This is a genomic window from Kitasatospora sp. NPDC056783 (assembly GCF_042789895.1).
GTDB lineage: Bacteria > Actinomycetota > Actinomycetes > Streptomycetales > Streptomycetaceae > Kitasatospora.
In genome coordinates, this window is sequence record NZ_JBHUAF010000263.1 from 1 (window position 1) to 12,155 (window position 12,155).

General features: G+C 75.6%; 8 protein-coding genes. 7 read left to right on the top strand and 1 reads right to left on the bottom strand.

What is annotated here, in order from left to right; all coding sequences use genetic code 11:
- From infB to ACFRMQ_RS28920, 7 genes are all read left to right on the top strand, one after another.
- Positions 1 to 2,375 (top strand): translation initiation factor IF-2 (infB, locus tag ACFRMQ_RS28890; RefSeq protein ID WP_380733602.1); only part of this gene is annotated, 2,375 nt, incomplete at its 5' end.
- Between the two features lie 135 nt (positions 2,376 to 2,510).
- On the top strand, positions 2,511 to 2,807 hold the full coding sequence (locus tag ACFRMQ_RS28895; RefSeq protein ID WP_030289887.1) for a DUF503 domain-containing protein: 297 nt from the start codon (positions 2,511 to 2,513) through the stop codon (positions 2,805 to 2,807).
- 153 nt (positions 2,808 to 2,960) lie between these two features.
- The gene (gene rbfA, locus ACFRMQ_RS28900) at positions 2,961 to 3,401 is read left to right on the top strand and encodes a 30S ribosome-binding factor RbfA (protein WP_380733603.1); all 441 of its coding nucleotides are present in this window, start codon (positions 2,961 to 2,963) and stop codon (positions 3,399 to 3,401) included.
- A 2-nt stretch (positions 3,402 to 3,403) separates the two neighbouring features.
- Positions 3,404 to 4,507 (top strand): bifunctional oligoribonuclease/PAP phosphatase NrnA, encoded by a 1,104-nt coding sequence (locus ACFRMQ_RS28905; RefSeq protein WP_380733604.1) that lies wholly within the window; start codon positions 3,404 to 3,406, stop codon positions 4,505 to 4,507.
- Positions 4,508 to 4,579: 72 nt separating this feature from the next.
- The gene (gene truB / locus ACFRMQ_RS28910; RefSeq protein ID WP_380733605.1) at positions 4,580 to 5,509 is read left to right on the top strand and encodes a tRNA pseudouridine(55) synthase TruB; all 930 of its coding nucleotides are present in this window, start codon (positions 4,580 to 4,582) and stop codon (positions 5,507 to 5,509) included.
- Between the two features lie 202 nt (positions 5,510 to 5,711).
- Positions 5,712 to 9,323: a serine protease gene (locus tag ACFRMQ_RS28915; RefSeq protein WP_380733606.1), complete on the top strand. Its 3,612-nt coding sequence runs from the start codon at positions 5,712 to 5,714 to the stop codon at positions 9,321 to 9,323.
- 65 nt (positions 9,324 to 9,388) lie between these two features.
- Positions 9,389 to 10,333, top strand: a complete 945-nt coding sequence (locus ACFRMQ_RS28920) for a bifunctional riboflavin kinase/FAD synthetase (RefSeq protein ID WP_380733607.1) — start codon at positions 9,389 to 9,391, stop codon at positions 10,331 to 10,333.
- 57 nt (positions 10,334 to 10,390) lie between these two features.
- Here ACFRMQ_RS28920 and ACFRMQ_RS28925 read toward each other — a convergent pair.
- Positions 10,391 to 12,155: MinD/ParA family protein (locus tag ACFRMQ_RS28925; RefSeq protein ID WP_380733608.1), on the bottom strand; the 1,765-nt coding region annotated here is incomplete at its 5' end.

Genomic DNA, 12,155 nt, shown 5'->3' on the forward strand with positions numbered 1-12,155 from the left:
GTGCCCCCGGTGCCGGTGCCCCCCGTCCGGGTGGCGACCGTCCGCGTCCGGCCGGTGCCCCCGGTGCCGGTGCCCCCCGTCCGGGTGGCGCCCCGCGTCCCGACGGCATGCCGCGTCCGGCCGCGCCGCGTCCCGGTGGCCCGACCCCGTCCGGCATGCCGCGCCCGAACCCGGGCATGATGCCGCAGCGTCCGGCCGGCCCGCGTCCGGGTCCGGGTGGCCGTGGTCCGGGTGGCCCCGGCGGTCGTCCGGGTGGTCCGGGTGCCGGCGGCGGTGCCCGTCCCGGCTTCCAGGGCCGTCCGGCCGGTCCGGGCTCGCGCCCGGCCGGTGGCGGTGGCTTCGGCGGCCCGCGTCCCGGTGGCGGTGCCCCCGGCGGCGGTGGCGGCTTCGGCCCGCGTCCCGGCGGCTTCGGCGGTCGTCCCGGCGGCCCGGGTGCCCGTGGTGGCACGCAGGGTGCCTTCGGTCGTGGCCCGGGCGGTCGCCCGGCGCGTGGCCGCAAGTCGAAGCGGGCGAAGCGCCAGGAGTACGAGGCCATGCAGGCCCCGTCCGTCGGCGGTGTGATGCTGCCTCGCGGCAACGGCCAGACCGTTCGCCTGTCGAGCGGCGCCTCGCTGATGGACTTCGCGGAGAAGATCAACGCCAACCCGGCCGCGCTCGTCTCCGTCATGTTCAACCTCGGTGAGATGGTCACCGCGACCCAGTCGGTCTCCGACGCGACCCTCGAGCTGCTGGCCGGCGAGATGGGCTTCCAGCTGGAGATCGTCAGCCGGGACGACGAGGACCGCGAGCTGCTGGAGTCGTTCGACATCGACTTCGGTGCCGACGAGGGCGACGAGGACCAGCTGGCCCCGCGCCCGCCGGTCGTCACCGTCATGGGTCACGTCGACCACGGTAAGACCCGACTGCTGGACGCGATCCGCAAGTCCAACGTGGTGGCCGGCGAGGCCGGTGGCATCACCCAGCACATCGGTGCCTACCAGGTGGCGACGATGGTGAACGGCGAAGAGCGCCCGATCACCTTCCTCGACACCCCGGGTCACGAGGCGTTCTCCGCCATGCGTGCCCGTGGTGCCAAGTCCACCGACATCGCGATCCTGGTGGTCGCGGCCAACGACGGTGTCATGCCGCAGACGGTCGAGGCGCTGAACCACGCCAAGGCCGCCGGTGTGCCGATCGTGGTCGCCGTCAACAAGATCGACGTCGAGGGCGCCGACCCGACCAAGGTCCGCGGCCAGCTGACCGAGTTCGGCCTGGTGGCCGAGGAGTACGGCGGCGACACCATGTTCGTCGACATCTCCGCGCGCCAGGGTCTGAACATCGACCAGCTGCTGGAGGCCGTGGTCCTGACCGCGGACGCCTCGCTCGACCTGCGGGCCAACCCCGAGCAGGACGCGCAGGGTATTGCGATCGAAGCCCACCTGGACAAGGGCCGCGGCGCCATGGCGACCGTCCTGGTCCAGCGCGGTACCCTCCGCGTCGGTGACTCGATCGTCGTGGGCGACGCCTACGGCCGCGTCCGCGCCATGCTGGACGAGAACGGCAACAACCTCGCCGAGGCCGGCCCGTCCCGTCCGGTGCTGCTGCTCGGTCTGACCTCGGTGCCCCGCGCCGGCGACAGCTTCATCGTCGTCGACGAGGACCGCACCGCCCGCCAGATCGCCGAGAAGCGCTCGGCCCGTGACCGCAACGCCGCCTTCGCGCAGCGTCGGGTCCGGGTGTCCCTGGAGGACCTGGACAAGGCCATCGCCGCCGGCTCCATCGAGCAGCTCAACCTCATCATCAAGGGTGACGTCTCCGGTTCGGTCGAGGCCCTCGAGGACGCCCTCGTCAAGCTGGACGTGGGCGAGGAGGTCGAGCTCCGGGTGCTGCACCGCGGCGTCGGCGCGATCACCGAGTCCGACGTCGACCTGGCGATGGGCTCGGACGCCATCATCATCGGCTTCAACGTGCGCGCCGAAGGCCGTGCGCGTACCGCGGCCGACAAGGAAGGCGTGGACGTCCGGTACTACTCGGTCATCTACCAGGCGATCGAGGAGATCGAGAACGCCCTCAAGGGCAAGCTCAAGCCGGAGTACGAGGAGGTGCGCCTCGGCGCCGCGGAGATCCGCGAGGTCTTCCGCTCCTCCAAGTTCGGCAACATCGCCGGTGTCCTGGTCCGCGACGGCATCATCCGCCGCAACACCAAGGCCCGCCTGCTGCGCGACGGCAAGGTCGTGGCGGAGGGCCTCACCATCGAGGGTCTGCGCCGCTTCAAGGACGACGCGACCGAGGTCCGCGAGGGCTTCGAGGCCGGTGTCACCCTGGGGTCGTTCAACGACATCAAGGTCGAGGACATCATCGAGACCTACGAGATGCGCGAGAAGCCGCGCGCCTAGTCGGTGTCAGCCGGGGCCGGTCGACGGGTGGAATTCCCTTCGACCGGCCCCGGTCTCGCTGTGTAGGGTCCTGGGGTGTCAGCCCGGTTCCGGGCTGCTCCCCGAGGCCTTCCAGGTCGGCTTGACCTGTCACACATGTTCGTGGGAACACTCACCTTCGACCTGCTGCTGGGCGACGTCCACTCGCTCAAGGAGAAGCGTTCGATCGTGCGGCCCATCGTGGCCGAACTGCAGCGCAAGTACAGCGTGTGCGCTGCCGAGACCGGGAACCAGGACCTTCACCGCCGGGCCGAGATCGGCCTCGCGGTGGTCTCCGGCGAAGCCGGGTACGTCACCGAGGTCCTGGACAGCTGTGAGCGGTTGGTCGCCGGCCGCCCCGAGGTGCAACTCCTCTCCGCGAGGAGGCGCTACCACAACGACGACGACGAATGAGAGCCGTGGAGCCGGTCGACGGAAGTCGCCGTTCTCACACGGATCAGGACCGAGAGCGCCCGCAAGGCCGGGCGCGGGCCGGTACTTTGGGGCGTGGGCCCCGACGGGTGCGCAGCTCACCCGGGTACCGGGCCCATTGCACGAGGAGGCAACGTGACCGACACCGCTAGGGCGCGCAAGCTCGCCGACCGCATCCAGGTGGTCGTCGCCCAGACCCTGGAACGGCGGATCAAGGACCCCCGCCTGGGGTTCGTGACCATCACCGACACCCGGGTGACCGGGGACCTGCGCGAGGCCACCGTCTTCTACACCGTCTTCGGTGACGAGACCGAGCGCGAGGCCACCGCGGCCGCGCTGGAGAGCGCCAAGGGCGTGATCCGCTCCGAGGTCGGCAAGATCGGGGTGCGCTTCACCCCGACGCTGACCTTCGTCGCGGACGCGCTGCCGGACAACGCCCGGAACATCGACGACCTGCTCGACCGGGCCCGCACCTCGGACGCCGCGGTGCGCACCCAGGCCGCCGGGGCGGCCTACGCCGGCGACGCGGAGCCGTACCGGGTCCCGGCGTCCGAGCGTGACGACGAGGACGAGTAGTCATGGCGGGTGAGCCGGCCGAGGCCGCCTCGCGAGCCGGATCGACCACGGGGGCGTCCTCCACCAGCACGGTGGAGGGTGCCCTCGCGGCGCTCCCGGCCCCGCGCACCGAGGAGAGCGGGTTCGAGCTGGTCTGGCAGCAGGTGGTGGCGGAGATCGGGCGGGCCCGTTCGATCGACCTGATCTGCCACATCTGTCCGGACGGCGACGCGCTGGGCTCCTCGCTGGCGGCCGCGCTGGCGCTGCGCGCGCTCGGCAAGCGGGTGCGGGTCTCCTTCGGCGACGACCCGCAGATCGTGCCCGAGTCGCTGGCGTTCCTGCCCGGCCAGGAGCTGATCGTGCCGGCCGACGAGGTGCCGGAGGTGCCCGAGCTGGTGCTCTGCTTCGACGTCGCCGCGCGGAGCCGGCTCGGCCTGCTGCACGACAAGGCCTTCGCCGCGCCCGTCCTGGTGGTGTTCGACCACCACGCCTCCAACCCGGGCTTCGGCACCCACCAGCTGATCGACCCGACCGCGCCGGCCACCGCCGTGCTGGTCGACGAACTGCTGCGCCGGCTCGGCGTCGAGCTCGACCAGGAGCTGGCCACCTGCCTCTACACCGGGGTCGCCACCGACACCGGCTCGTTCAAGTACCGGGCCACCACGCCCGCCACCCACGAACTGGCCGGGCGGCTGCTGGCCACCGGCATCCGGCACGACCTGATCTCCCGGCAGCTGTGGGACACCTCCTCCTTCGGCTACCTCAAGGTGCTCGCGGGCGCGCTCGACCGGGCCGTCTACGAGCCGGAGGCGGCCGAGGGGCTGGGCCTGGTGTGGACCTGGGTGCCGTACCAGGACCTCGCGCTGTTCAGCGTCACGGTCGAGGAGATCGAGGGGCTGATCGACATCCTGCGCCGCCCGGCCGAGGCCGAGGTGGCGCTGGTGCTGAAGCAGGACCCGGACGGGACGCTGCGCGGTTCCTCGCGCTCCAAGGGCGCGGTGGACGTCGCCGCGGCCTGCGCCGAACTGGGCGGCGGGGGACACGTCTTCGCGGCCGGGTTCAGCGTCCGGGAGGACGTGGCGGCGGTGGTCGAGCGGTTCCGCGCCGCGCTGGGGCCGGTACGTTGATCGTCTCTGACGTTCTTCGACGTTTTCAGAGCTGACGCCCCAGAACAATTGACGGTTGAGAGAAAGAACTCGATGAAGCGCAAAGGCACCGGCCCGGACGGCCTGGTGATCGTCGACAAGCCCGAGGGAATCACCTCGCACGGGGTCGTCGCCAAGCTGAGGTGGCTGGCCGGGACCCGCAAGGTCGGGCACGCCGGCACGCTGGACCCGATGGCCACCGGCGTCCTGGTGATCGGCGTGGAGCGGGCCACCCGGCTGCTCGGCCACCTGATGCTCACCGCCAAGACGTACGAGGCGACCATCAGGCTCGGCCAGACGACCGTCACCGACGACCGCGAGGGCGAGGTGACCTCCTCGGCCCCGGCCGGCGCCGTCACCCGGGAGGCGATCGACGCCGGGATCGCGGCGCTCACCGGCGAGATCATGCAGGTGCCGTCGAAGGTCAGCGCGATCAAGATCGACGGCAAGCGCTCGTACGCGCGGGTCCGCGAGGGCGAGGACTTCGAACTGGCGGCCCGGCCGACCACGATCCACTCGTTCACCGTGCACGAGCAGCGCGCGGCGGTCGCCGAGGACGGCACCCCGGTGATCGACCTGGACGTCACCGTGGAGTGCTCCTCCGGCACCTACATCCGGGCGCTGGCCCGGGACCTCGGCGCCGGGCTGGGCGTCGGCGGGCACCTGACCGCGCTGCGGCGCACCAAGGTCGGGCCGTACGGGGTCGAGTCGGCGCGCACCCTGGAACAGCTGGAGGCCGAGGTCACCGGCGAGTCCGCCAAGGGGCTGGAGGTGCTGCCGATCGGCGAGGCCGCGGCCGCCGCCTTCCCGCGCTGGGACCTGGACGAGGCCTCGGCGCAGAAGCTGTCGCACGGCGCCCGGCTGAAGGCGCCCGGACTGGGCGTGGACGGGCCGATCGCCGTGTTCGGGCCTGACGGGCGCTTCCTGGCGCTGGTCGAGGAGAAGGGCGGGCAGGCGAAGCCGGTCGCGGTCTTCGTCGGCTGACGGCCCGTCGCCGTCGTCTGAGCCCCCGTCGGGATTCATCCCGACGGGGGCTTCGCCGTACCTGGGCGCCCCTTCACCCGTACGAGGGGGCGTGCGGAGTGAACACCGGTGGTGAGCGGCGCGGGCGCGGTCGGGCCGCCACCCCGACGGGCAGGCTCCCCGGGCGGGCAGACGGGCGAGCGACGGTCGAAGGGGCGCGGGGATGCCGGGGTTCCAGGAGGACGATCCGGGGCGGTACCTGCTGCGGATCCGCGACCTCGACGGGCGGCTGCGCGGCCTGGGGTTCGTCGCCGACCGGCAGGGCGGCGTGCTGACGGCGCACGAGAGCGTGGCGGGCCTGGACCGGATCGTCCTGCACACCCCCGGCGGGCAGACCAGGGTGCTCGGCCCGGGCGCCGTCCTCCCGTTGCCCGAGCACGGGCTCGCCCTGCTGCGCACCGACGCCGTCGGAGGGCTGCCGGTGCCCCCGCTGCCGATGGCCGCCGCGCCCGGGCACCAGGTGCTGCTGCCGGCCCTGGCAGGGGAGGACGGACGGGTGGTGGCGCTGCGCTGCGGGCTGCTCGGAGCCACCGGCGCGGAGTACCGGGGGCACCTGCTGGGAGGGGTGCTGCTGCTGGACGTGCCGGTGGTCGCCGGGGTCACCGTGCCGGCCGGCTCGCCGGTGCTGGACGCCCGCGGCGGCGCGGTGGTCGCGCTGGCCGCGCCCGCCGTGCGCGGACCCCGTCACGGCGGGGCGCTGCCGGCCGTTGCGGTCGGCGGCGGGCCGGCGGATTCCGGGGCCCTGGCCGGGCTGCTGGCGGGCAACGCGGCGACGGTGCCCGGCTACGGGCGGGCGCTCAACCTGGCCGGAGTGCTGCGGCTGACCGCCGCCCAGGCCACCGCCGCCGGGGCCGGACCGGGGCGGATCGCCCGGCTGGCCGCGGACCGGGTGGACCGGCCGGACGGCCTGGCCGGGGAGGAGCCGGCCACGACCGTCACCGTGCTGGTCGGCGCCCCCGGCAGCGGGCGCACCACCGAGCTGGCCGCGCTGACCGCCCGCCGCGTGGCCGCCGCCGAGCCGCTGCCCACCCTCTGGCTGCGTGGCGCCGACCTGCGCGCCGGGGACCGGTCGCTCGCCGAGCCGGTGGAACGGGCGCTGGCCGCGGCGGCGGCCGGACTCGGCGTCCCGGCGCCCGCGCCCGAGCCGGCGGCGGCCCTGTGCGCGGCGGCCGGCCGCCCGCTGCTGGTGGTCCTGGACGGCCCCGAGGAGGCCCCGCTGCCGGTGGACGCGCGCTGGCTGCGCGGCGCGGGCCGGTGGCTGACCGGCTGCGGGGCCAGGCTGCTGACCGCCTGCGGGGAGGAGCTGTGGGAAGGGCTCGCGGCCGAGGCCTGGGGCGGTGGCGGCCCCGGACCGGCCCGGACGCGGGAGCGGCACCCGGACGGCGACCTGGGCGGCGCCCCCACCGTACGGACGGACGGCCGCGGCCCGGGCGGGCCGAGCCTGGCCGGGCGGCGGCTCGGGCCGCTGCCTCTCGAGGCGGCCGAGCGGGTGCGCCGCCGCTACGGGCTGCCGCCCGGCCACCCGGCCGCCGCCGAGGACGCACGGCACCCGCTGGCCGTCCGGCTGGCCGGGGAGCTGTGGGCCGAGGGGCTGCGCGCCGGGCCGGTGCGCCGGGGCGAGCTCTTCGACGCCTTCCTGGACCTGTGCTGCCTGCGGGTGGCCCAGCGGCTGGCCGGGGACGGCCGGTCGCGCCGCCCGGGCGCCCACCGCCCGGGCGTGGCGCGGCGGGGCGTGGCGCGACCCGGGTGGGTGCGCCGGCTCGCGACGGCGGTGGCCGGACGGGTGCACGAAGCGGCCCGGCTGACGCTCGGCGGCGAGGCGTCCGGCGGGCTGGACCGGGCCGCGTTCGAGGAGCTGTTCCCGGCCGAGGGCGGCTGGGCCGCGGCGGTGCTCGCCGAGGGCCTGTTCGTCCCGGCCGGGCTCGGATTCCGCTTCGCCCACGGGGAGTTCGCGGACTGGGTGCAGGCCCGGCACCTGGACCTGGACGCGGCGCTGCGGCTGCTGCTCGGCGAGGCCGAGGACACCCAGCCCGGGCCCGCCGGGCCCGGAGACCACCGGACCGGGGAGGCGGCCGCCGGGGCGTGCGCCGTTCCCCGGCACCGGATCGGCCCCGTCGCCGCCGCGCTGCGCCGGGTGGCCGAGACCTGGGGCGCCGACGCCCTGGACCCGTGGCTGCACCGGATCTGGCGCGCCTTGGACCTGCGCCCGCCGGGCAGCGAACCCGCCTGGTGGGCGGCCCGGCTGCTCGCCGCGGGCCTGGCCGCCAGCCCCCACCCGGCCCAACACCGGGCGCTGCTCGGCCAGGTGGCCGACCGGATCGCCGAACGGGCGGGCGCGGCGGGCGGGGCGGTGCTCCCGGCAGCCGGGCTCGGCTGTTTGGGCCCGGCCTTCTGGACCGGCCTCGGCCTGCCCGTCGAGGCCGAACTCGCCCTGCTGCGCCGCCTGGTGGCCGCCGACGGACCCGAGCAGCGCTTCCTCGCCGCGGTGGCCGGGAGGCTGCGCGCCGACCCGGTCACGGTGGTCCCGCTGCTCTGCGCCTGGTTCGAGGAGCCGCGCGGTCTGCCCGGTAGACCCGGCCGCACCACCGCCGACCTCGCCCACGACCTGCTGCACGCCCACCGACGGCTCGCCCTGGACGAGTTGGCCGACGCGCTGGCCGACGCCGCGCACCCGACGGCGGACGCGCTGCTCACCGTGCTCGCCGCCGAGGAGCCGTCCGCGCTCTGCCGGGCGGTCGACCGCTGGAGCCACGACCGGCGGCCCGAGCGGCACGTCGCGGCCGCCGTGCACGCCCTGCGGGTCGCCCCGTACGCCTCCGGTGCCGGGGCCGAGCTGCTGAGGTACACCGCGCTGGCTCTGCTCGGCCGTGAGGACGAGCCGGGCCTGCACGGGGCCGCGCTGGCCCTGCTGGTCGGCGATCCGGCGACCCGGGCCGCGTACCTGCCGGCCGCGCTCGACCGGTTCCGGGCGGGCGGGGACGCCTTCCTCACCCCGCGGGCACTCGCCCCGGCCCTGGACAGCGATCCGGAGCCCGTCCTGGCCGCGCTCGCCGACCGCTCGGTGACCCCGGGCGCCGCCGCCGAGACGCTGCGGGTGCTCGCCGGCGCCACCGCCCCGGCGGCCGTGCGGTGGGGCGCCGAGCTGGCCGTCCGGCTGCTGCGGGCGGACCCGGGGCTGGCCGGCCCGGTCGCCGTCGACTACCTCGGCCGCCGGCTCGCCCGCGCCGGCGCCGTCGGCCCGGCCGACCGGCTGGAGCTGCGGGCGCTGCTCGGAGCCGCGCTGGCCGCCCGCGGCGCGGCGGTGCGGCGGCCGTTCGCCGGGGCGCTGTCCGTCCCGGTGGCCGACCCGGCGGCGGACGCGCTGCGCTGCGAGCTGCTGGACGCCCTGCTCGCCGCCGAGACCGACCCGGCGGTGCTGACCGCCGCCGTGGAGGGGCTCGCCGAGCACTGCGGGGCCGAGCGGCCCGCCCGGGCCCGGGCGGTGCTGGCCCGCGTCGCCCCCGGCCTGCCGGGCGCGGACGAGCTCCTGGCGCGCTGCGCCCGGCGGTCCGAGGCCTTCGCCCTGCTGCTCGCCCACCCGCTGTCCGGGGCCGCGCCGGCCGCTCAGGAGGGCCCTCGGCCGGCCCGGATGCGGGCTCCGGCCACGGCCGGACGGGACCCTCGGCATGCTGCCGCCGACGCCGAGCGGGCGCTGCCCGAGCGGGCGGCGGGGCCGTCGGTGCGCTCAACCCGTATTCCGGTGCCTGAGCCGGGGCAGGCGCATGGCACGCTATAGGGGTTCGGGTTTTGAGCGTTTGAGCGTACAGAGGGTACGCGCCGTACGGAACAAGGAGCGGTCAGGTGCAGCGCTGGCGTGGCCTGGAGGAGATCCCCGGTGACTGGGGACGCAGCGTCGTCACCATCGGTTCGTTCGACGGGGTTCACCGAGGGCATCAGCTGATCATCGGGCGGGCGGTCGAGCGCGCCCGCGAACTCGGTCTCCCTTCGGTCGTGGTGACCTTCGACCCGCACCCGCGCGAGGTCATCCGGCCGGGCAGCCACCCGCCGCTGCTCGCGCCGCACCCGCGTCGCGCCGAGCTGATCGCGGAGCTCGGGGTGGACGCGGTGCTGGTGCTGCCGTTCACCACCGAGTTCTCGCAGGAGTCCCCGGAGGACTTCGTCCGGCAGGTGCTGGTGGACGCGCTGCGCGCGCGGCTCGTCATCGAGGGCCCCAACTTCCGCTTCGGGCACCGGGCCGCCGGGAACGTGGCGCTGCTCGGTGAGCTGGGCCGGGCGGACGACTTCGAGGTCGAGGTGATCGACCTCCAGGTGTGCGGCACGGCCGGGGACGGCCAGCCGTTCTCCTCCAGCCTGACCCGCCGGCTGGTCGAGACCGGGGACATGGCCGGCGCCAACGAGGTGCTGGGCCGCCCGCACCGGGTCGAGGGCGTGGTGGTGCGCGGTGCGCAGCGCGGCCGCGAGCTGGGCTACCCGACCGCCAACGTCGAGACCGTGCCGCACAGCGCGATCCCGGCCGACGGCGTGTACGCGGGCTGGCTGACCGCGGACGGGGAGAGGATGCCGGCGGCGATCTCGGTCGGCACCAACCCGACCTTCGACGGCACCTCCCGCACCGTGGAGGCGTACGCCATCGACCGGGTCGGCCTGGACCTGTACGGGATGCACGTGGCCGTGGACTTCCTGGCCTACCTGCGCGGGATGGAGAAGTTCGACTCCATCGACGCGCTGCTGGACCGGATGGCCGACGACGTCAAGCGGGCGCGGGAGCTGACCGACGGCCGCTGAGCCGAGGAACGAGGGGAAGGGCCCGCCGACCGGTGTCGGCGGGCCCTTCCGTCCGTCTCACTGCTGGGGCGCCTGCGGCGGGTAGCCGTAGCCCGGTCCCGGCTGCTGAGGCCAGGGCGCCCCGGGGGCGGGCTGCTGCGGGTAGCCGTACCCGGGCGGGGGCGGCGGGGCCTGGCCGGGCTGCGGGGCCCACGGCGCCCCGGGGGCGGGCTGGCCGGCCTGCGGGTACGGCTGCTGTTGCTGCGGGTCGGCGTACGGCTGCGGGTAGGGCGCCTGCGCCTGCTGCTGCCAGCCGGCCTGCTGGGCGGCGCTCTGCTGGGCCCGGACGATGTCCTCGCCGACCAGGGTGGCCAGCTCGAAGTACGCCTCGCGGACCTTGGGGCGCATCATGTCGAGGTTGACCTCGGCGCCGGCCGCCAGGCTCTCGTCGAACGGCACCACGATCACGCCGCGGCAGCGGGTCTGGAAGTGCGCGACGATGTCCTCGACCTTGATCATCTTGCTGGTCTCGCGCACCCCGGAGACCACGGTGATGCTGCGCTGGACCAGGTCCGCGTAGCCGTGCGCGGAGAGCCAGTCCAGGGTGGTCGAGGCACTGGAGGCGCCGTCCACGCTGGGGGTGGAGACGATGATCAGCTGATCGGCCAGATCCAGCACCCCGCGCATCGCGCTGTACAGCAGGCCGGTGCCGGAGTCGGTCAGGATGATCGGGTACTGGCGGCCCAGCACGTCGATCACCTGGCGGTAGTCCGAGTCGTTGAAGGTGGTCGAGACCGCCGGGTCGACGTCGTTCGCCAGGATCTCCAGGCCCGAGTTCAGGTCTTGCGAGGTGAACTGACGGATGTCCATGTAGCTGCGCAGGTGCGGGATGGCCGTCACCAGGTCGCGGATGGTCGCGCCGGTCTGGCGCTTGACCCGGCGGCCCAGGGTGCCGGCGTCCGGGTTGGCGTCGATCGCGATCACCTTGTCCTGGCGCTCGCTGGCCAGGGTCGCGCCGAGCGCGGTGGTGGTCGTGGTCTTGCCGACGCCGCCCTTGAGGCTGATCACGGCGATCCGGTAGCAGCTCAGCACCGGGGTGCGGATGATCTCCAGCTTGCGGGCCTTCTCGGCCGCCGCGGCCTTGCCGCCGAACTGGAAGCGCGGCTGCTGGCGCTGCTGCTTGGGCTGGCTGCGCAGCAGCCGGTCCGAGGACAGCTCGACGGCGGCGGTGTAGCCGAGCGGCGCGCCGTGCGCGGTCTGCTGCGGGACGGCGGCCTGCTGGAACGCGCTGGGCTGGGGGGCCTGCGGGTGCTGCTGCCACGGCTGCGGCTGCGGCTGAGCGGGTTGCGGCTGGGGCTGGACCTGCTGCGGCTGAACGGGCTGCGGCTGGCCCTGCGGGCCGGGCTGGGGCTGCGCCGGCTGCTGGTACGCGACGGGCTGCGGCCAGCCGCCCTGGCGCGGGTCCACCGGTCCGGGCTGCGGCACCGGTCCGGGCTGGGCGGCCGGGGCCGGCTGCTGCGCGGCGGCGGCCTGCTGGGCCTGCTGCGCGGCCCACGCGGCCTGCGCGTCCCACACCGGCTGCGCCCCCTGCGGGTCCTGGGGGTGCTGCGGCGGCGCCTGCCGCACGGGCGGCTGCGCGAAGTTCTGCGGCGCGGTGGGCTGCCCCGCCTGGCCGGCCGTGGCGGGCGGCGTCGGCACCGGCACCGGCACCGGGTACGGCTGGGGCTGGGGCTGGGGCTGTGCCGCCGCGCTCTCCGGCCCCGGCCAGCCGGACGGGGCGTCGGCCTGCGGCTGCTCGGTGGCCGGCGGAGCCATCGGCCCGGCCACCGGGAACGGGACGTGC

Coding starts and splice junctions, on each gene's coding strand:
- ACFRMQ_RS28895 (WP_030289887.1), top strand. CDS start 2,511: ATGTTCGTGGGAACACTCACCTTCGACCTGCTGCTGGGCGACGTCCAC.
- ACFRMQ_RS28905 (WP_380733604.1), top strand. CDS start 3,404: ATGGCGGGTGAGCCGGCCGAGGCCGCCTCGCGAGCCGGATCGACCACG.
- truB (WP_380733605.1), top strand. CDS start 4,580: ATGAAGCGCAAAGGCACCGGCCCGGACGGCCTGGTGATCGTCGACAAG.
- ACFRMQ_RS28915 (WP_380733606.1), top strand. CDS start 5,712: ATGCCGGGGTTCCAGGAGGACGATCCGGGGCGGTACCTGCTGCGGATC.